Below are 18774 nucleotides of genomic sequence, written 5' to 3'. Positions count from 1 at the left end.
CCCCGGAGCATGGCAGCGCCCACAGAAACAAGCAAGCGTGCTTGCTTTACGTCTCGGCGGCCAGTTCTTCCCGCTCGGCCTTCCCCTCGGCCGCGCGCTTGTCGGCCTGCGCCCGTACGGCACCCATGCTGGCCGCGATGACCAGCGCGATCGCGAGCGCGTCGGTGAAGGACATCGCCTGGTGCAGGATGAAGAAGCCCGCCATGGCCGCGACGGCCGGTTCGATGCTCATGAGGATCGCGAACGTCGACGCGGGCAGCCGCCGCAGGGCGAGCATCTCCAGGGTGTACGGCAGGACCGACGACAGCAGCGCGACCGCGAGGCCCAGCCCGATCGTGGACGGCACGATCAGCTTCGAACCCGCCTCCACGATCCCCAGGGGCAGCGTGAGCACGGCACCGAACGCCATGGCGAGCGCGAGCCCGTCGGCCTGCGGGAAGCGCTGCCCGATGCGGGCGCTGAAGACGATGTACGTCGCCCACATCGCACCGGCCGCGAGCGCGAACGCCGCGCCCACCGGATCAAGCCGGTCGAACCCGCCGCCACTGAGCAGCACCACACCGGCGAGCGCGAGCCCGGCCCACAGGAGATTGCCGAGCCTGCGGGAGACGATCACGGACAGGGCGAGCGGGCCGAGGACTTCCAGGGTCACGGCGGCGCCCAGTGGAATGCGGTCGGCGGCCTGGTAGAAGAGGACGTTCATGGTCGCCAGGACGGCACCGAAGACGAGCACGGTGCCCCAGTCCGCACGCGAGTGACCCCGGACCCTGGGCCGGCAGATCACCAGCAGCACGAGGGCCGCGAGCACGAGCCGCAGCGTCACCACACCGACGGCACCGGCGCGCGGCATCAGCAGTACGGCGACGGCGGCACCGAACTGCACGGACACGATGCCCCCGACAACGAGCGCAACGGGCCCAAGCGCCCGCCGCGAAGCCGTGGCCCCGACCCCGGACCCGCCACCGCCCACGGCCCCCACCGCTCCGACGGCCTCCGGGGTCGAGACGGCAGCGCCCACGGCTGCGGTACGCGGCTCATCCACCGGGGACCTCCCTCACATCGAATAGGACAACACAATAGACCGAGAGATCTAACATACTGCACTCGCGAGTCCGACCATTCACCGAGCGGACCCGCCACGGTAGGCACGCGCCGACACCGCCCTCAAACGAGTTACCAGAGCTAGACATCCGAGGTAGTGTGGATGTCATGACCGCAGCTTACGAGTACGTCCCTTTCAGCGAGTTGCTGCATCACCCGGCGAAGACAACGCGCCGCCTCGACAGCGTCCGCGCGCTGCGGCTGCGGCGCCGCGACGCCGATGACCTCGCCCTGATCAGCGTCGACCAACTGGAGAGGGACAGTGCGGTGGTCGATTTCACCGCTCGCCTGCTGGCCGGACTCGTGCGGACGGAGAACATCGCCGCTCTGCGGTCCGCACTGCCGGACGCCCTGCCATGGACCACATTCCTCCCGCCCGAGGATGTGGACGGACTGATCGACGACCTCGTCCGCACCGCACAGGGCGCGACAGCCCTGGACAACCTCTCACCCATCGCACTCCTGCTCATCCAGTGGCGGCACACGGCCGAGGTGTACGCGGACCCGGCCCTGCTCGGGGCGGTGACGCGGGATCCCGAGGGCGACCTCGGTCCCGCGCGGCGCCCGGAGGTCTCGGCATGAGCCCCAAGCGCGGAGACCGGGCGGCACCCCCGCCCGTTGACGTCGAATACGACCTCCGATTCGCGAACAGCGAGGCCGCCACGGGCTGGGAGCACCTGTCGCGGCACGCGGCGGGCAACTTACGCCGGGCGTACGACCGCATCCGCGCACATCCGCGCGCTGCGGACACCCCAGAGCGTCAGCACCGGCTCAAGGGCGCGCTCGGTACGGGTTCATTCAAGGGGCAGAGCCTGGAACGATGGCAGTTCGAAGTCACCGGAGGAGGGCGGATCTGGTACCTGGTGGACGACACGAACCACATCGCATGGATCACCTTCGCCGGGACCGGGCATCCGAAGCAGACGGACTGACGGATCGGCCGGCCGGGCCGAGCGCCTCCGCCAGGACCTCCGCCAGGTGCCTCGCGTCGGCGGAGGCCAGCTGGTCCAGTTGAGTACGGCAGGAGTAGCCGTCCGCCAGCAGTTCCGTACCTTCCGGGGCCGACCGGACCGCCGGGAGCAGTTGGTCCTCCGCGCAGGCCACCGAGACGTCGTAATGGCCCTTCTCGAAGCCGAAGTTGCCCGCCAGGCCGCAGCAGCCGCCGCTCAACTCGCCGGTGAGGCCCGCCCGTTCGCGCAGGCGGCGCTCCGCCGCGTCGCCGAGGACCGCGTGCTGGTGGCAGTGGGTCTGACCCGCGACCGGGCGGTCGACGCGCGGGGGCTGCCAGTCGGGGGCGTACTCCTCCAGGGTCTGGGCGAACGTCCGTACCGACGCGGCGAGTCGGGCCGCGCGCGGGTCGTCGGCGAGCAGTTCCGGCAGGTCCGTCTTGAGCGCGGCGGCGCAGCTCGGCTCCAGGACGAGGACCGGCAGGCCCCGTTCGAGCAAAGGTTCCATCCGGTCCAGGGTGCGGCGCATGACCGCGCGGGCCTGTTCGAGCTGGCCGGTGGAGACGTACGTCAGACCGCAGCAGACCGGGCCGGGCGGCAGCGCGTGCGCGATGCCGGCCGCGTCCATGACCTGGACCGCCGCCCGCCCCACCGACGGCGACAGGTGCTCGGTGAAGGTGTCCGGCCACAGCACCACCGCCGGGTCCTTCACCGGCTCCCGCCCCTGCCGCCGCAGCCACCGCGTGAACGTCAGCGGCGCCAGGCGCGGGATCGAGCGCTCCGGGGCGATCCCGCCCATGCGCTTGGCCAGCGCGGCGGCTCCCGGCAGCCGTACCGCCGCGTTCAGCACGCGCGCGAAGGACGCCGCGGCCCGCAGCCAGCGCGGCAGCCGCCCCATCGCGTAGTGCGCGGCGGGGCGGCGCCGGCCCGCGTAGTGGTGGTGCAGGAATTCCGCCTTGTACGTGGCCATGTCGACGCCCACCGGGCAGTCGCTGCGGCAGCCCTTGCAGGACAGACAGAGGTCGAGCGCGTCCTTGACCTCGGTCGAGCGCCAGCCGTCCGTGACGACCTCACCGGCGAGCATCTCGTGCAGCAGCCGGGCGCGCCCGCGCGTGGAGTGCTGTTCGTCACCGGTCGCGCGGTACGACGGGCACATCACCCCGGCGCCCGAACTCGGCCCCTCCACACGGCACTTGGCGACGCCCACACAGCGCCGTACGGCCGCCGAGAAGTCCCCGCCCACGACTCCGTCCGTCTCGCCGTCGTGCGGGTAGGCGAAGGCGACGTCGACGCGCTCGCGCGGCAGGACCTCGAAGCGCAGGTTGTCGTCCAGCCGGGCGGGCCGGGCGATCGAGCCGGGGTTCATCCCGCCCGCCGGGTCCCACACGTCCTTGAACTGTCCGAAGAGGGCGGTCAGTTCGTCCCCGTACATTGTCGGCAGCAGCTCCGAGCGCGCGAGCCCGTCGCCGTGCTCGCCGGAGAGCGAGCCGCCGTGCGCGACGACGAGGTCGGCGACGTCCTCCGAGAAGCGGCGGAAGACACGCACCCCAGCCGTGCTCAACAGGTCGAAGTCGATGCGGACATGGATGCAGCCGTCGCCGAAGTGCCCGTACGGCGTGCCCCGTAGCCCGTGCTGGGCGAGGAGCGCGCGGAAGTCCCGCAGGTACGCGCCGAGTTGGGCAGGCGGTACGGCGCAGTCCTCCCAGCCCGGCCACGCCTCGCCGCCGTCGGCACTGCGGGTGGCGGTGCCCGACGCGTCCTCCCGTACCCGCCACAGCGCCCGGATCCCGGCCGGGTCGGCCACGACCGTGCCGTCCAGGGCGTCGGCGGCGCGCACGATCCGCTCGGCGTGCGCGCGGGCCTCGGCGGCGGTGGCGCCGCCGGTCTCCACGAAGAGCCAGGCGCCGCCGCGCGGCAGGTCGTGCGGGCCGGGGACGAGGTCGTCGGCCATGCCCTCGACGGTGAGCGGGTGATACGGCAGCAGCCCGGCCGCCGCCTCGGCCGCCCCGCTCTCGTCGGGGTAGCCGAGGACCGCGAGCGCCCGCGCGGGCGGCGATTCGACGAGCCGTACGACGGCCTCGGTGACGACGCCGAGCGTGCCCTCGCTGCCGCAGAAGGCGCGGGCGAGGTCGGTGCCGTTCTCGGGGAGCAGCGCGTCGATCGCGTAGCCGGAGATACGGCGCGGCAGACCGGTGGGGTAACCGGTGCGCAGGAGCGCGAGGTTGCGCTCGACCAGGGGGCGCAGGGGGCGCAGGCCGTCGGGCGCACGGTCCCAGCCCCGGGCGAGCCGCAGGGTGTCGCCCCCGTACGTCGTGACCGACAGCTCGTGGACGTTGTCGGCGGTCGTACCCCACGCGACCGAGTGCGACCCGCACGAGTTGTTGCCGATCATGCCGCCGAGCGTGCAGCGGCTGTGCGTGGACGGGTCGGGCCCGAAGGTCAGACCGTGCGGTGCGACGGTGTCGCGCAGCCGGTCGAGGACGACGCCGGGCTGCACGATCGCGGTACGCGCCTCGGTGTCGACCGACACGATCGAGCGAAGATGCCGGGTGAGATCGAGGACGACGCCGACACCGATCGCGTTCCCCGCGATGGAGGTGCCGCCGCCGCGTGGCACGACGGGCACGCCATGCGTGCGGCAGACGGCCAGGGCCGCCGCGACGTCGTCCGCGTCGCGCGGGGCGACGACGCCCACGGGCACGCGGCGGTAGTTGGAGGCGTCCATGGTGACCAGGGCGCGGGCGGCGGCGCGGAAGTCCACGTCGCCGCGGACGGCACCGGCCAGGTCTCTGGCCAGGGCGGTGGTCGCCGCCGCCGGTACCGCCGCCCTCGCAGGTGCCGTACGCATCGCTGTGTCCCGCTTCCCGTGCCGCTCCCTGTGCTCAGCCATTCCCCCAGGATGCCCCGCCACCCGCGTCTCACCACGTCTCACGACGTGAACCACTCCCCTGACGGCCGACAGAAAACGTCTAGGCTGCGGCCGTGGCCGATATTCAGATTCCCGCTGACATCAAGCCCGCCGACGGTCGTTTCGGCGCTGGCCCCTCCAAGGTGCGTACGGAGGCGGTGGACGCCCTGGCCGCCACCGGTACGTCTCTCCTCGGCACGTCCCACCGCCAGGCCCCGGTGAAGAACCTGGTCGGCGCGGTGCGCGACGGTGTGCGCGAGCTGTTCCAGCTCCCCGAGGGCTACGAGGTGATCCTGGGCAACGGCGGCTCCACCGCCTTCTGGGACATCGCGACGCACGGTCTGATCGAGAACAGGTCCCAGCACCTGTCCTTCGGCGAGTTCTCGTCGAAGTTCGCGAAGGCGTCGAAGCTGGCGCCGTGGCTGGCCGAGCCGACCGTCATCTCCTCCTCGCCGGGCACCCACCCGGACGCGGCGGCCGAAACGGGCGTGGACGTCTACGCGCTCACGCACAACGAGACCTCCACCGGTGTCGCCGCGCCGGTCAAGCGCGTCGCGGGCGCCGACGAGGGCGCGCTCGTACTGGTCGACGCCACGTCCGGCGCGGGCGGCCTGCCGGTCGACATCGCCGAGACCGACGTCTACTACTTCGCCCCGCAGAAGTCCTTCGCCTCCGACGGCGGCCTGTGGATCGGCGTCTTCTCCCCGGCCGCGCTGGAGCGCGCCGCGCGCGTCCACGGCTCGGGCCGGCACGTGCCGGAGTTCTTCTCGCTGCCGACGGCGATCGACAACTCGCTGAAGAACCAGACGTACAACACCCCGGCGCTCGCCACGCTCTTCCTCCTGAACGAGCAGCTGACCTGGCTGAACACCCAGGGCGGCCTCGCCTGGTCGACCGCCCGCACGGCGACGTCGGCGCGTGCGCTGTACGGCTGGGCGGAGTCGTCCAAGTACGCGACACCGTTCGTCGTCGACCCGGCGCAGCGCTCGCAGGTGATCGGCACGATCGACTTCACGGACGAGATCGACGCGTCGGCGGTCGCGAAGGCCCTGCGCGCCAACGGCATCGTGGACACGGAGCCGTACCGCAAGCTGGGCCGCAACCAGCTGCGGGTCGCGATGTTCCCGGCGATCGACCCGGCGGACGTCGAGGCACTGACGGCGTGCGTGGACTACGTGATCGACAAGCTCTGACGACGCCGTACGTCTCGCTCCCCGGCCCGGCCCGGTCGGTCACCGACCGGGCCGGGGAGCCCGGGAAAGCGACCTGACGCTCACCGGCTCAGCCGCTGGAACCTCCGTACCGCCAGCGGAACGAACACCAGCGTGATCGCCACCGGCCAGGCCACCGACAGCAGCAGCGCGTGCTCCTCCGGCCAACTGCCGCCGCTCGCCACCGGGTTGCCGAACAGTTCGCGGATCGCCGTCACCGTCGCCGACACCGGGTTCCACGCCGCTACCGTGCCCAGCCAGTCCGGCATCAGGGACGGGGCCACGAAGACGCTGGAGATCATCGTCACCGGGAAGGCGACGGCGAAGAGACTGCCTGCCTGTTCCGGGCCGGGGACCACCAGGCCGAGCCAGACGCCCAGCCAGATCAGCGAGAAGCGCAGCAACAGGAGCAGACCGAAGCCCGCCACGGAGGCGAGCAGGCCGCCGTCCGCGCGCCAGCCGATCGCCAGGGCCGCGAGGGCGAGGATCGCCAGTTCCGCGCCCGCCGTGATCAGGTCCACGACGCCCCGCCCGGTGACCACCGCGGACGGTGCCATCGGCATCGACCGGAAGCGGTCGTGGACGCCCCTGCCCGCGTCGGTGACGAAAGCGGTCGCCGTGTTCATGAAGCCGAAGGCCATGGTCATGGTGAACATGCCCGGCATCAGGAACTCCCGGTAGTCCCCGCCGCCCGGCACCTTCATGGCGCTGCCGAAGACGTAGCCGTAGAGCAGTACGGATACGAGCGGGAAGCCCAGCGTCCAGAGGATGAAGGTGGGCTGACGCCGGTAGTGGGTCAGGCTGCGGCGTACGAGGTTCCAGCAGTCGGCCACCGCCCAGAAGGCGCGGCCGTGCGTGCCCTCCGGCGACAGGCTTACGTTCGTGGTCATGCGGCCACCTCCGTGCGATGACCCGTCAGCCGCAGGAACACGTCGTCCAGGCTCGGTCTGCGCAGGCTGATGTCCTCCACCGCGATCCCCCGGTCCCGCAGCTCCCGCGCGACCTCCGTCAGCGCGGCCACCCGGTCACTGACCGGCGCGTGCACCCGGCGTCCCTCGGTGTCCGTGCCGGGCGCGGAGCCCGCGACGCGGGCCACCACCTCGGCCGCCGCCGGGAGTTCGTGGGACTCGTACACGACGACCTCGATCCGGTCGCCGCCCACGGTGTTCTTCAGCTGAGCCGGGGTGTCGTCCGCGATGGCCCGCCCCCGGTCGATGACCGTGATGTGGGAGGCGAGCTTGTCGGCCTCGTCCAGATACTGCGTGGTGAGCAGCACCGTCGTACCGCCCGCGACCAGCGCCCGCACCGCGTCCCAGACCTCGCCGCGTCCGCGCGGGTCGAGCCCGGTGGTCGGCTCGTCGAGGAACAGGACCCGTGGGGCGAGGATCATCGACGCGGCGAGGTCGAGCCGGCGCCGCATGCCGCCGCTGTACTCGCCCACGCCCTTCGCCGCCGCGTCCGTCAGGTCGAACTGCTCCAGCAACTCGCCTGCGCGCAGCGCGGCGCGGCGTCCGCCGAGGTGGAAGAGCCGGCCGAACATCTCCAAGTTCTGCCGGCCGGTGAGGAGTTCGTCCACCGCGGCGTACTGCCCGGTGAGCCCGATCAGGCTCCGGACGGTCCGCGGGTCGCGGTCCACGTCGACCCCGGCGACGGTCGCGCGCCCGCCGTCGAGCTTGAGCAGGGTGGCGAGGGCGCGCACCGCTGTGGTCTTGCCCGCGCCGTTGGGGCCGAGGAGCCCGTGGACGGTTCCGGTGCGTACGGCGAGGTCGAAGCCGTCGAGGGCGTGTTTGACCCCGCGCTTACCCAGCTTGTCCCGCTTGTCCCCGTACCTCTTTCGGATCGCTTCGGCGTGCACGGCGTAGTCGGTGGTCACTGCCCCTCCAAAGAATTGAGTACGGCGTACCCATAGCGCGTACAACGTACCCAATTAATGCCCGGCCGACTAGGCTGAAGCCATGACGACGACGGACAGCAGCGGCAGCGGCGATGTGTCACGCAGCCTGGAACTCCTCTGGGGCACCGGCGAACGCGCGACCCGTGGCCCGAAACCGGGGCTGACCCTCGACCGGATCGTCACAGCAGCCGTCGAGATCGCGGACGCCGAAGGACTCGCGGCGGTCTCGATGCGCCGGCTCTCCACGGAACTGGGCGCGGGAACGATGTCGCTCTACCGCCATGTCCCCGGCCGGGCCGAGCTGGTGGACCTGATGCTGGACCGCGTCCAGGGCGACAAGGCCCGCCGGCCCCGCCTTTCGGAGACGGGCACCGCCGACGCGCCCCCCGGCTGGCGGAAGACCGTCGAAACGGCGGCCCGCGAAGAACTCGCCCTCTACCAGGCCCACCCCTGGCTGCTCTCCGTCAACCAGACCAGGCCCGTCCTCGGCCCCGGCGCGGTCGGCGGCATGGAGTCGATGCTCGCCGGGATCAAGGACATGGGCCTGACCTCCCCGGAGTTGGTCTCCGTGATCATCATGGTCAGCGGCTACGTCTCCGGGGTCGCCCGCACCCGTGTCCAATCGGTCGAGGCGCGTACGGTGACCGGCCTGAGCGACGACGAGTTCTGGCAGGCACAGGAGCCGATCCTGACGGCGGTGATGACCAGCGGTCGCTACCCGTTGATGGCCGCGCTGGGAGAGGACGCGTTCGGCCCGGATTTCGACCACTTCGAGTTCGGCCTCCAGCGCCTGCTCGACGGCCTGTCGGTCCTGGTCGCCCAGCGCGCCGGCCCACAGGGCACCGACGAACAGCGCAAATAGGCCCGTACGTCAGGTGCTTCCCTTCTTGCGCCTGAAGGCGAAGAACAGCACCGCCGCGCCCACGAGCACCACCGTGCCGATCGTGATGTTCCCGCCGTCGCCCCCGGCGTCCTCACCCGCACTGCCGTTCCCCGCGCTCCCGCCGCCCCCCGACGACGAGCCGCCGCCCTTCCCGAGGTCGACGCGGCTGACCTCGCTGCGCGTGCCCTCCGTGCCGAACATCAGGGCCGAGCCGTCCAGCGTGTACGTCACCGACTCCGACTGGGCCTGGATCGGGGCGCGGACGCGGTGGTCCGCGCCCAGGCGGCCGTTCTTCCACACGTAGGCGCGGGCGCTGAAGTACGAACGCAGCGTCAGCTCCTTGCCGTCCGGCGAGAACGCGCCGTCGGTCACCCAGGGCACCTCGCCCACGCGCTCGAAGGTGTTCGTGCCGTCGCTGGTCAACTTCGCGGGGCCTTCGTAGAGGCCGCCGCCGTCCTCGTTCTTCGAGGCGATGTAGACGCGGCCCGTGGTGGGGTGGACCATCAGCGCCTCGGCGTCGCGCGGGCCGTCCGCGTACTTGACGGTGTACTGCGTCGCGTCGACGGTCGCGTCCGCGAGTCGTTTCGGCTCCGGGAAGCGGTAGATCCAGACGTGGTCCCAACTGCCGTTCAGGTTGTCGCCGATGTCACCGACGTAGATGTTCCCGTCGGCGCCGACGGAGATCGCCTCCATGTCGCGGGGCTCCCCGACCCCGCGCATGGTGATGGTCGCGACGGTCTCGCCGGTCCGGGAGTCGACGCCGTAGATCAGGGGCTTGTCCTGGTCGTTGTGCGTCCAGTAGACGCCGGGATGCGCGCGGCTGGCTGCGAGTCCGCTGGACTCGGTGATGCGTGGGTCCGTGATCCGGAAGCTCCGGTCGGGGTCCGCTGCGGGGGCGGCCACCGCCACCGGGGCGGACAGCGCGAGCACCGCCGCCGCGATTGCGGCGCCGGCGAGACGCGAACAGGGGCGAATGACCATGACCATGGTCCAAGACTGCCATCCCACGGGCCGGGCTCGGCCGTCCTCCCTCGATCAGCGATGATGACCCGATGCGTTTCATGTTCGTCGGCGACTCGATGACCATCGGCCGCGCCGGCGACTTCACCTGGCGCTACCGGATGTGGCAGCACCTGAACGCGTCGTACGGCGGCCCGTACGCGATCGTCGGCCCCCGGACCGGCCTGTACGACTCCGACGCGCACCCCAACGCCCCCGTCTCGTACGCGTACCGCGCCCCCGACTTCCCCGCGAAGGCCTGGTCGCACCTCGCGGGCTGGGGCGAGGGCTGGCAGCACATGGCGCCGGTGATCCGCGCGACGGTCGCCGCGCACCGCGTGGACGTGCTGCTCGTCTCGCTGGGCCTGATAGACCTCGGCTTCTACACGAACAGCGACCAAACGGCCGTGCACACACGGGAGTTCATCGCCGAGGCACGTGCCGCGAATCCGCGCGTACGGATCGTGCTGCTGCCCGTCATACCCAACACCCGCGCCGCCACCGACCCGGCGTTCGCCGCCGAGGTCGACCGCTTCAACGACCTGCTGGCCAAGACGGTCGCCGACCTGGACGAACCCCAGTCGCCGCTGCTGCCGGCCTCACGCCCCGCGTCGTACGACATCCATCGCGACACCTACGACGGCACCCACCCCGGCCCCTCGGGGGAGCATCTGCTCGCAGGCGCGTTCGCCGACGCGATGCATCAGGCGTGGGGTCTGGGCGCGCCGTACGCCGGGCGGTGAGCGTCACTCCCGCTCCCCGTCACTCGAAGTGAGGTCTTGCTTCGAGGACGCTCGAAGGCGTTGGCTGTTGAGCCATGAAGTACACGCAGCTCGGACGCACCGGACTCAAAGTCAGCCGACTCGTCCTCGGCACCATGAACTTCGGGCCTCATACGAACGAGGCCGACAGCCACGCCATCATGGATGACGCGCTCGGCGCCGGCATCAACTTCTTCGACACCGCCAACGTCTACGGCTGGGGGGAGAACAAGGGCCGTACGGAGGAAATCCTCGGCACCTGGTTCGCCCAGGGCGGCGGCCGTCGCGACAAGGTGGTGCTCGCCACCAAGGTGTACGGGAACATGGCCGCCGAGGGCGACGCGTGGCCCAACCACGACAAGCTGTCGGCCCTCAACATCCGCCGCGCGGTGGACGCCAGCCTCAAGCGGCTCCAGACCGACCACATCGATCTCTACCAGTTCCACCACATCGACCGAGACACCCCGGTCGAGGAGATCTGGCAGGCGATCGACACCCTGATCCGGCAGGGCAAGATCCTCTACGCCGGTTCGTCGAACTTCCCCGGCTGGAAGATCGCCCAGACCAACGAGACGGCTCGCCGACTGGGCTCGTACGGCCTGGTCAGTGAGCAGTGCCTCTACAACCTCGCCGAGCGCCGCGCCGAGATGGAGGTCATCCCGGCCGCGCAGGAGTACGGCCTCGGGGTCATCCCCTGGTCGCCGCTCCAGGGCGGGCTCCTCGGCGGTGCGATCCGCAAGGAGCGCGAGGGCGGCACCGGGAAGCGTTCGAGCAGCCGGCTCGCGGACACGAAGATCCGTGAGCAGGTCCAGGCGTACGAGGACCTGCTGGCCAAGCACGGCGTCGAGCCGGGCGAGGCGGCGCTGGCCTGGCTGCTCACGCGGCCCGGTGTGACGGGGCCGATCGTCGGCCCGCGTACGGCGGAGCAGTTGGAGTCCGCGCTGCGCGGGGTGGAGCTGGAGCTGTCGGAGGAGGTGCTGGCGTCGCTGGAGGAGATCTTCCCCGGTCCGGGGCCGTCTCCGGAGGCGTTCGCCTGGTAGTGCCGCCACGGGAGGGCGCGGCCCTTGGGCCGTGCCCTCCGACGGTCGCCAGGGCGTGTTTCACAACACGCCCTAGCCGACCGCTCCCGCCACGGCGACGATCACGAACATCAGCACCAGCGCGGCGGCCATGATCCGGTTCCGGGTTTTGGGGTCCACGCGTCGAGGTTAACGGCCGCCGGCCGCGGGCCTGGCGGTGGGGCAGCGCACCAGCGTCTCGTACCGCGGCTGCTCCCCCGGCACCCCGGCCACGGGCAGCCTGCTCCGTACGAGCGCCAGCTCCCCGACCTCCCACGGCGTGCCCTCGAAACCGTCGAGCGCGGCCACGTAGGGGCGCAGGTCGGTCTCGGTCCGCGTACGGGCCAGCGTGAGGTGCGGCCGGTAGCTCCGGTGCTCCTCCATCGGCAGGCCGGTCCGGCGCGCGGCGGCGTCCGCGCGTTCGGCGAGCCGCCGCAGCTCCGCGATGCCCCCGGTGGCACCGGCCCACAGCGCGCGCCCGCCGAAGTGCCCGCCGCCGCGCAGGCGCAGCGGAAACGCCCACGTCCGGTGCGCCGCACGCTCCAGCCGCTCGGTCAGCTCGGGCACGAGCGCGTCGTCGACCTCCCCCATGAAGGCGAGCGTGAAGTGCCACCCGGCCTGCCCGGTCCACCGCATCCCGTCGGCCCCGGGAAGCCCCCGCACCCGCCGGTCGACGGCGGCGGCGAGTTCGTCGGCGGCATGGGCGGGCGGCAGCACGGCGGCGAAAAGGCGCATGGCGGCCAGTCTGGCATTCGGGCGTGACCGGGACACCGTGGATATCGTTGTACTGCGCGGCTGCCGAATTTCGTACGGCAGCGGGGAGGAGCGCCACGGTAACCGGATCCCCCTCGTAAACGAGGGGGCTTTCAGCCGGACTGGCTGAGGTCCATGTGTTACCAGCACCAGCCAACACCAAGTAGGAGGTGACCGAAGTTGGCTACGTTCCGCGTACGACAGAAGATCAACAGCGCTGTGCTTCCTCAGCAGCTCTCCCTTGAATTCGAGTCAGCAGACAACCCCGGGATCAGGGACGAAACGGGGCTCGAGCGCCGTAAGGCGCCGAGCGCGGAACATGTGCGAGAGGAGACCGACAGCGCTTCACCTGGCGCTGCCGGCGTCACCCCGGACTGCAAGGTTCGGGAGACGGGACGTGAGTCCCACCCATACGTCATGGTGCTCGACAAGCACCACCACCCGTTGCAGCCCACCACCCCGGCTCGGGCGCGCAAGCTGCTCAAGAAGGGACGCGCTGTTGTCCACCGGCACACGCCGTTCGTCATCCGCCTCAAAGACCGCACCGCCGCCGACTCGGAGGTCGACGGGGTAGAGCTGGGCATCGACCCCGGCTCCAAGCACACCGGTATCGCCGTGTTCACCGTCCAGGCCGGTGAGAGGCGCGGCCGGTACAGCGTGCGGCTCGATCACCGAGGCGCGACGATTCGGAAGAAGATGGAGCAGCGCTCGGCCTACCGGCGCGGACGGCGCACCCGCAACCTCCGGTACCGGGCACCCCGCTTTCTCAACCGTACGAAGCCGAAAGGCTGGCTCGCCCCCAGCCTGCGGCACCGTGTCGAGACCACGATGTCGTGGACGAACCGGCTCGCACGCTGGACTCCGGTTCGCGCCGTGGGTGTCGAACGCGTCGCATTCGACACCCACGCCATCTCGGCCGGAAAGCCGTTGGAAGGGGCGGAGTACCAGAGAGGCACCTTGGCTGGTACGGAGGTGCGCGAGTATCTGCTCGCCAAGTTCGGGCGCGCCTGCGTGTACTGCGGCATCACGAACGTGCCGCTCAACATCGACCACGTACACCCCCGTTCCTGGGGCGGCTCCGACCGCGTCTCGAATCTCGTCCTCGCCTGCATCCCCTGCAACGAGACCAAGTCCAATCATCCCGTTGAGGAGTTCGCCCCGAAGCGGGCCGCCGACATCCTCAAGCGCGCCAAGGCCCCGCTCCGCGACGCAGCGGCAGTCAACTCCACCCGCTGGGCGCTATGGCGGGCACTCGACGCCATCCTCCCCACCCACACCGCCTCAGGCGGCCGAACGAAGTGGAACCGCACTCGCTGCGGCCTGCCGAAGACCCACACATCGGACGCTCTGCCGTCGGCAAGCTCGACGCGATCACCGAAACCGTCACCACTGTGCTGGTCGCCGGATGCGCCGGTCGTGGCACGCACACCCGGACCCGCAGCGACAAGCACGGATTCCCCCGCCTGCACATACCGAGGCAGAAGCAGTTCTTCGGCTACGCCACCGGCGACCTCGTGCGGGCGGTGGTGCCCACTGGCAAGAAGCAGGGGACGCACACCGGCCGTGTCGCCGTACGCGCCACCGGCAGCTTCAACATCACCACCACCCACGGAACCGTCCAAGGCATCCGCCACAAGCACGTTCGACTCCTCCAACGGGCCGACGGCTACGCCTACACCACCCAACCCGAACGGGCCCGTACAGCAGCCGCGTAGCGGACGCCGATCCGCCCTGGCGGCGAATCGGCTATCCCTGCCCTGCTCCGCAGGAACTTCATTTCCTGCCCCAGCTAAGAGCAGGGGGTATCCACGAAAAAGGAGAGATCAATGACCGTCGTAGAAACCGACAGGATCGCCATGGCCAACGAGAGCGACGAACTGACTCTGGACAGGATGTTCGAGTGGCTTGAGGAGTTGCCCGTACCCGGAGGATACAAGGTCGAGATCGTCGGTGGGCACGTCTTCATAGCGGCGCAACGGGACACCCATTGGCAGATCATCACGGACATCTACGAGCAATTAAGGGCAGCCGGGTACGCGCGCAGCCGGGTCAAGTCCGACGTCCGCTTCGACTTCCCCGGCCACTTGAACGGGTTCGCCTGCGATGTTGTCGCGCTGTCCGGCGAGGCCGCCAAGAACGCGAAGGGTCTCTGGGACTACGAGGACATCGAGTTAGTGGCCGAGGTGATCTCCAAGTCGACCGCCCTCAACGACTACGGCCCGAAGAAGGCCGCCTACGCGACCGCCGGCGTGCCCGTCTATCTCGTCGTCGATCCGTACGTCGGCCGCTGCCGCGTCTTCACCGAACCGAAGAAGGACGAGTACGGCGTCGACCGGACCGTCGACTTCGGTGAGGAGATCAAGCTCAAGGACACCGTCGTCGGGCTGACTCTCAAGACCGACGAGTTCCCGCGCGGCTGAACCCCCTCGCGCCCGCTCCCCCGAACCCTCCGGGCGAGCGGGCGCCGTCCCTCACGCCGCCGTCGCCAGCTTCTCCCGCGGCACGAACGTCACATGAGGATGCCCCGGCCGCAGGTCGATCTTGACGCGCAGGCCGCCCGCGCGGGCGAGCATCGCCCCCACGCCCACCGCCGCCAGCGCCGCGACCGCGCCGCCCGCCGCGAAGCCGACCCTGGCCCCGTACGTGTCGGTGACCCACCCGACGAGCGGGGCGCCCAGCGGCGTACCGCCCACGAAGACCATCATGAACAGGGCCATCACCCGGCCGCGCATGGCCGGGTCCGTGGTCATCTGGATGCTGGAGTTGGCCGTCACGTTGACCGTCAGGCCGCACATGCCGATCGGCACGAGCAGCACCGCGAAGATCCAGAACGTCGGCGCGAACGCGGCCACGATCTCCAGCACACCGAAGAGGACCGCCGCCGCCACCAGCAGCCGCATCCGGGAGGTGCCCCGGCGGGCGGCGAGCAGGGCGCCGATCAGGGAGCCGGCTGCCATCAGGGTGTTGAGCAGGCCGTACGTACCGGCGCCCGCGTGGTAGACGTCGTCCGCGAAGGCGGAGAGCCAGATCGGGAAGTTGAAGCCGAAGGTGCCGATGAAACCGACGAGCACGATCGGCCAGATCAGTTCGGGCTTTCCCGCGACGTAACGCAGCCCTTCCCGCAGCTGGCCCTTGCCGCGCGGGGTGCGCTCGGCCTTGTGCAGGTCGGCGGTGCGCATCACCAGCAGGCCGGTGATGGGTGCGATGAAGGAGAGTCCGTTGAGGAGGAAGGCGTAGCCGCTGCCGACGGCGGTGATCAGGACACCGGCGACGGCCGGGCCGACGAGGCGCGCCGACTGGAAGTTGGCGGAGTTGAGGCTGACGGCGTTACGCAGCTGGTCCGGGCCGACCATCTCGTGCACGAACGACTGTCGCGCCGGATTGTCGACCACCGTGACCAGGCCGAGTACGAAGGCCGTGGCGTACACGTGCCAGACCTGGACCTGGCCGCTGAGGGTGAGGGCGGCGAGCGCGAGGCCGGTGAGTCCCATGGCGGCCTGGGTGCCGAGCAGCAGGGTGCGTTTGTTGCAGCGGTCGGCTATGACGCCGCCGTACAGGCCGAAGAGCAGCATCGGCAGGAATTGGAGGGCCGTGGTGATACCGACGGCCGTGGAGGATCCGGTGAGGGTGAGCACCAGCCAGTCCTGGGCGATGCGCTGCATCCAGGTGCCGGTGTTCGATACGACCTGTCCGGTGGCGAAGAGCCGGTAGTTACGGATCCTCAGCGAGCTGAACATGCTCGTGCGGGGCTGTTCGGTCTGTTCAATGGGGTTGGGGGTGGTCGGTGCGGGGGCGGAGTCTGCTCCGGATCCCGTACTCAAAGTGGGTTCGCCTCCTCGGCGCTGACAACGTTGACAACGTGCTCGTGTGCGGGTCCCTCGGGCCGAAGCGATCAGGCCGAGAACCGGGGATACGGGTGGTTACGGCAATGGCAGTTACGGCAGCTACAAATGCGCGAGCTTCTCCAGCACCGGCGCCGCCGCCCGGAGCTTGGCCCATTCGTCCTCGTCCAGGCCCTCCGCGACGGCGGTCAGCCACGCGTTCCGCTTGCGGCGGCTCTCTTCGAGCATGGCCTCGGCCCGCTCGGTCGAGGTGACCACCTTCTGCCGGCGGTCGTCGGGGTGCGGTTCGAGCCGGACGAGCCCCTTGGCTTCGAGCAGGGCCACGATGCGTGTCATCGACGGCGGCTGTACGTGCTCCTTGCGGGCCAGCTCGCCGGGTGTGGCGGACCCGCAGCGGGCGAGGGTGCCGAGCACCGACATCTCGGTCGGGCTCAGGGACTCGTCGACGCGCTGGTGCTTGAGGCGCCGGCCCAGCCGCATGACGGCCGAGCGGAGTGCGTTCACGGCGGCTGCGTCGTCGCCGTGGGATAGGTCAGGCATGTTGTTTAGCGTAACTCATTACCTAAGCTAAGGAAAACGGAAAACACCGCTCCCCGCCAGATCGCACAGATCCCACACATCGCACGACACATCGAGCGCGGGTAGCTCACTCGAACGAGTGAGGAAAGCACGGAAAGTCACCCAGCGGCCCGTACCCGCCCCCGACCCTGGACGGCATGGGATCGACAGTGCTCAGCCTGCGGATAGACGGTGAGCTGCTCGACCGGCTACGGCAGCACGCCGCCAGACGCGGAATGACCGTCCAGGACTATGTGGTCGGGACGCTCATGCGCGACGATTTCGACGAACGCTTCAAGGCGTCCGTCGACGAGACGGAGAGGTTCTACGGCGCGGCGTGACCAGCCCCCACGGTCACGTCAGGCCCAGCGCCGGCATCGCGTAGTAGAAGACGAAGACCGCCGACACGACGTACATCGCCACCGGCACCTCGCGCCCCCGGCCCGCCGCCAGGCGCAGCACGCTGAAGGTGATGAAGCCGATGCCGATGCCGTTGGTGATCGAGTACGTGAACGGCATCGTCAGCATCGCCAGGAACGCGGGTACGGCGACCGTGTAGTCGGTCCAGTCGATGTCCCTGATCGACCCGGCGAGGATCAGGAAGCCGACCGCCAGCAGGGCGGGCGTCGCCGCCTGGGACGGGACCATCGTCGCGATCGGTGTGAGGAACAGCGCCAGCGAGAAGAGCGTGCCCGTCACGACGGATGCCAGCCCGGTCCTCGCGCCTTCGCCGACACCCGCCGTGGACTCCACGAAGCAGGTGGCGGCGGAGGACGAGGTCGCACCGCCGGACGCGACGGCGACGCCGTCCACGAACAGCACCCGGTTGATACCGGGCAGCCGCCCCTTCTCGTCCATCAGCTTCGCCTCGTCGCCGACGCCGAGGATCGTGCCCATCGCGTCGAAGAACGTCGACAGCAGCACGGTGAAGACGAAGAGGACACCGGTGAGGATGCCGACCTTCTCGAAGCCGCCGAAGAGACTCAACTCGCCGACCAGCCCGAAGTCCGGGCTGGCCACCGGGTTGCCCGGCCACTTCGGGGTCGTCAGGCCCCAGCTCGGCACCTTGGCGACCGCTTCGATGATCAGCGCCAGGACCGTCATCGTCACGATCGAGATCAGGATCGCGCCGGGCACCTTGCGGATGATCAGTACGAGTGTGAGCAGCGCGCCGAGCGCGAAGACCAGCACGGGCCAGCCGTTGAGGTGGCCGTCCGAGCCGAGCTGGAGCGGCACGGTGGTCCTGGCGACGTCCGGGATACGGGACACGAAGCCGGAGTCGACCAGGCCGATCAGCATGATGAAGAAGCCGATGCCGATGGCGATGCCCTTGCGGAGGCTGGTCGGGACGGCGTTCATCACCCGTTCCCGAAGCCCGGTCGCGACCAGCAGCATCACGAGGAAACCGGCCAGGACGACCATGCCCATCGCGTCGGGCCAGCTCATCCTCGGGGCGAGCTGGAGCGCGACGACCGCGTTCACGCCGAGCCCGGCGGCGAGCGCGATCGGCACGTTGCCGATGACGCCCATCAGGAGAGTGGAGAAGGCCGCGGTCAGCACGGTGGCGGTGACCAGTTGGCCGCTGTCGAGCTGGTTGCCGAAGGCGTCCTTCGCGCTGCCGAGGATGATCGGGTTCAGCACGATGATGTAGGCCATCGCGAAGAAGGTGGCGAAGCCGCCGCGCACCTCACGGCCGACGGTGGAACCGCGCTCCGAGATCTTGAAGAAGCGGTCGAAGCGGTCGAAGCCGACCGGAGCGGGGGCCTTGTCCTGCACGGGCATGCGCAACCTCAGTCATCGTGGTCATCGGACGTTCGAACGAACAGAACAGGCCATTCGCAAAACCGTTTCAGTATGAA

General features: G+C 70.2%; 18 protein-coding genes and 1 pseudogene. 10 read left to right on the top strand and 9 right to left on the bottom strand.

The window, feature by feature from the left end:
• Positions 1-46: 46 nt before the first annotated feature.
• Positions 47-1042, bottom strand: a complete 996-nt coding sequence (locus tag ACIBLA_RS22425) for an EamA family transporter (protein WP_399199587.1) — start codon at positions 1040-1042, stop codon at positions 47-49.
• 167 nt (positions 1043-1209) lie between these two features.
• Here ACIBLA_RS22425 and ACIBLA_RS22420 point away from each other — a divergent pair, with 167 nt between their 5' ends.
• Entirely contained in the window at positions 1210-1683 is a 474-nt protein-coding gene (locus tag ACIBLA_RS22420) for a hypothetical protein (RefSeq protein ID WP_363242737.1), read from the top strand.
• Positions 1680-2033, top strand: a complete 354-nt coding sequence (locus ACIBLA_RS22415; protein ID WP_399199586.1) for a hypothetical protein — start codon at positions 1680-1682, stop codon at positions 2031-2033. Before ACIBLA_RS22420 ends, ACIBLA_RS22415 begins: the two co-directional genes overlap by 4 nt.
• On the opposite strand, the gene ACIBLA_RS22410 is transcribed toward ACIBLA_RS22415, so the two are convergent.
• Complete coding sequence (locus ACIBLA_RS22410; protein WP_399199659.1) at positions 1993-4896, bottom strand: FAD-binding and (Fe-S)-binding domain-containing protein; 2904 nt, start codon at positions 4894-4896, stop codon at positions 1993-1995. The two genes, ACIBLA_RS22415 and ACIBLA_RS22410, sit on opposite strands and share 41 nt — an antisense overlap.
• A gap of 134 nt (positions 4897-5030) precedes the next feature.
• Between ACIBLA_RS22410 and serC the strand changes: the two genes are divergently transcribed.
• Positions 5031-6149 carry a phosphoserine transaminase gene (gene serC, locus ACIBLA_RS22405; protein WP_399199585.1) on the top strand — a complete coding sequence of 373 codons (1119 nt, stop codon included), beginning with the start codon at positions 5031-5033 and terminating at the stop codon, positions 6147-6149.
• An 80-nt stretch (positions 6150-6229) separates the two neighbouring features.
• On the opposite strand, the gene ACIBLA_RS22400 is transcribed toward serC, so the two are convergent.
• On the bottom strand, positions 6230-7057 hold the full coding sequence (locus ACIBLA_RS22400; RefSeq protein WP_399199584.1) for an ABC transporter permease: 828 nt from the start codon (positions 7055-7057) through the stop codon (positions 6230-6232).
• Complete coding sequence (locus ACIBLA_RS22395; RefSeq protein WP_399199582.1) at positions 7054-8040, bottom strand: ATP-binding cassette domain-containing protein; 987 nt, start codon at positions 8038-8040, stop codon at positions 7054-7056. Before ACIBLA_RS22395 ends, ACIBLA_RS22400 begins: the two co-directional genes overlap by 4 nt.
• Positions 8041-8122: 82 nt before the next feature.
• On the opposite strand from ACIBLA_RS22395, the gene ACIBLA_RS22390 reads away from it, so the two are divergent.
• Positions 8123-8923 (top strand): TetR/AcrR family transcriptional regulator, encoded by an 801-nt coding sequence (locus ACIBLA_RS22390; protein ID WP_363242732.1) that lies wholly within the window; start codon positions 8123-8125, stop codon positions 8921-8923.
• 9 nt (positions 8924-8932) lie between these two features.
• Here ACIBLA_RS22390 and ACIBLA_RS22385 read toward each other — a convergent pair whose 3' ends face one another.
• Entirely contained in the window at positions 8933-9931 is a 999-nt protein-coding gene (locus ACIBLA_RS22385) for a WD40 repeat domain-containing protein (RefSeq protein WP_399199581.1), read from the bottom strand.
• A gap of 65 nt (positions 9932-9996) precedes the next feature.
• Here ACIBLA_RS22385 and ACIBLA_RS22380 point away from each other — a divergent pair, with 65 nt between their 5' ends.
• On the top strand, positions 9997-10686 hold the full coding sequence (locus ACIBLA_RS22380; protein WP_399199580.1) for a GDSL-type esterase/lipase family protein: 690 nt from the start codon (positions 9997-9999) through the stop codon (positions 10684-10686).
• Between the two features lie 74 nt (positions 10687-10760).
• Positions 10761-11744, top strand: coding sequence for an aldo/keto reductase (locus ACIBLA_RS22375; protein WP_399199579.1), 984 nt, complete (start codon positions 10761-10763; stop codon positions 11742-11744).
• 168 nt (positions 11745-11912) lie between these two features.
• Here ACIBLA_RS22375 and thpR read toward each other — a convergent pair whose 3' ends face one another.
• On the bottom strand, positions 11913-12497 hold the full coding sequence (thpR, locus tag ACIBLA_RS22370) for an RNA 2',3'-cyclic phosphodiesterase (protein WP_399199578.1): 585 nt from the start codon (positions 12495-12497) through the stop codon (positions 11913-11915).
• A 435-nt stretch (positions 12498-12932) separates the two neighbouring features.
• Here thpR and iscB point away from each other — a divergent pair.
• The 3 genes and pseudogenes from iscB to ACIBLA_RS22355 all read left to right on the top strand — a co-directional run.
• Positions 12933-13805 (top strand): annotated as a pseudogene (iscB, locus tag ACIBLA_RS22365) (RNA-guided endonuclease IscB); the annotation flags it as partial.
• Positions 13806-13813: 8 nt separating this feature from the next.
• Entirely contained in the window at positions 13814-14230 is a 417-nt protein-coding gene (locus tag ACIBLA_RS22360) for a hypothetical protein (RefSeq protein ID WP_399199664.1), read from the top strand.
• 111 nt (positions 14231-14341) lie between these two features.
• The gene (locus ACIBLA_RS22355; protein ID WP_399199577.1) at positions 14342-14935 is read left to right on the top strand and encodes a Uma2 family endonuclease; all 594 of its coding nucleotides are present in this window, start codon (positions 14342-14344) and stop codon (positions 14933-14935) included.
• Positions 14936-14986: 51 nt separating this feature from the next.
• Here ACIBLA_RS22355 and ACIBLA_RS22350 read toward each other — a convergent pair whose 3' ends face one another.
• Together ACIBLA_RS22350 and ACIBLA_RS22345 are read right to left on the bottom strand one after the other, a co-directional pair.
• Positions 14987-16336, bottom strand: coding sequence for an MFS transporter (locus ACIBLA_RS22350; RefSeq protein ID WP_399199576.1), 1350 nt, complete (start codon positions 16334-16336; stop codon positions 14987-14989).
• Positions 16337-16459: 123 nt separating this feature from the next.
• The gene (locus tag ACIBLA_RS22345; RefSeq protein WP_363242725.1) at positions 16460-16897 is read right to left on the bottom strand and encodes a MarR family transcriptional regulator; all 438 of its coding nucleotides are present in this window, start codon (positions 16895-16897) and stop codon (positions 16460-16462) included.
• Between the two features lie 176 nt (positions 16898-17073).
• Here ACIBLA_RS22345 and ACIBLA_RS22340 point away from each other — a divergent pair, with 176 nt between their 5' ends.
• Positions 17074-17256, top strand: a complete 183-nt coding sequence (locus tag ACIBLA_RS22340; RefSeq protein WP_363242724.1) for a ribbon-helix-helix protein, CopG family — start codon at positions 17074-17076, stop codon at positions 17254-17256.
• 13 nt (positions 17257-17269) lie between these two features.
• Here the strand turns inward: ACIBLA_RS22340 and ACIBLA_RS22335 are convergent, their stop codons facing one another.
• Complete coding sequence (locus tag ACIBLA_RS22335; RefSeq protein WP_399199575.1) at positions 17270-18697, bottom strand: NCS2 family permease; 1428 nt, start codon at positions 18695-18697, stop codon at positions 17270-17272.
• Between the last annotated feature and the right edge of the window lie 77 nt (positions 18698-18774).

The organism is Streptomyces sp. NPDC050433, assembly GCF_044458565.1.
In the GTDB taxonomy this organism is placed as follows: Bacteria; Actinomycetota; Actinomycetes; order Streptomycetales; family Streptomycetaceae; genus Streptomyces.
This window is presented reverse-complemented; position numbering and strand designations above follow the sequence as displayed.

Coding starts and splice junctions, on each gene's coding strand:
- ACIBLA_RS22355 (WP_399199577.1), top strand. CDS start 14,342: ATGACCGTCGTAGAAACCGACAGGATCGCCATGGCCAACGAGAGCGAC.
- ACIBLA_RS22420 (WP_363242737.1), top strand. CDS start 1,210: ATGACCGCAGCTTACGAGTACGTCCCTTTCAGCGAGTTGCTGCATCAC.
- ACIBLA_RS22335 (WP_399199575.1), bottom strand. CDS start 18,697: ATGCCCGTGCAGGACAAGGCCCCCGCTCCGGTCGGCTTCGACCGCTTC.
- ACIBLA_RS22345 (WP_363242725.1), bottom strand. CDS start 16,897: ATGCCTGACCTATCCCACGGCGACGACGCAGCCGCCGTGAACGCACTC.
- ACIBLA_RS22390 (WP_363242732.1), top strand. CDS start 8,123: ATGACGACGACGGACAGCAGCGGCAGCGGCGATGTGTCACGCAGCCTG.
- ACIBLA_RS22380 (WP_399199580.1), top strand. CDS start 9,997: ATGCGTTTCATGTTCGTCGGCGACTCGATGACCATCGGCCGCGCCGGC.
- ACIBLA_RS22340 (WP_363242724.1), top strand. CDS start 17,074: ATGGGATCGACAGTGCTCAGCCTGCGGATAGACGGTGAGCTGCTCGAC.
- ACIBLA_RS22375 (WP_399199579.1), top strand. CDS start 10,761: ATGAAGTACACGCAGCTCGGACGCACCGGACTCAAAGTCAGCCGACTC.
- thpR (WP_399199578.1), bottom strand. CDS start 12,497: ATGCGCCTTTTCGCCGCCGTGCTGCCGCCCGCCCATGCCGCCGACGAA.
- ACIBLA_RS22400 (WP_399199584.1), bottom strand. CDS start 7,057: ATGACCACGAACGTAAGCCTGTCGCCGGAGGGCACGCACGGCCGCGCC.
- ACIBLA_RS22385 (WP_399199581.1), bottom strand. CDS start 9,931: ATGGTCATGGTCATTCGCCCCTGTTCGCGTCTCGCCGGCGCCGCAATC.
- ACIBLA_RS22410 (WP_399199659.1), bottom strand. CDS start 4,896: ATGCGTACGGCACCTGCGAGGGCGGCGGTACCGGCGGCGGCGACCACC.
- ACIBLA_RS22415 (WP_399199586.1), top strand. CDS start 1,680: ATGAGCCCCAAGCGCGGAGACCGGGCGGCACCCCCGCCCGTTGACGTC.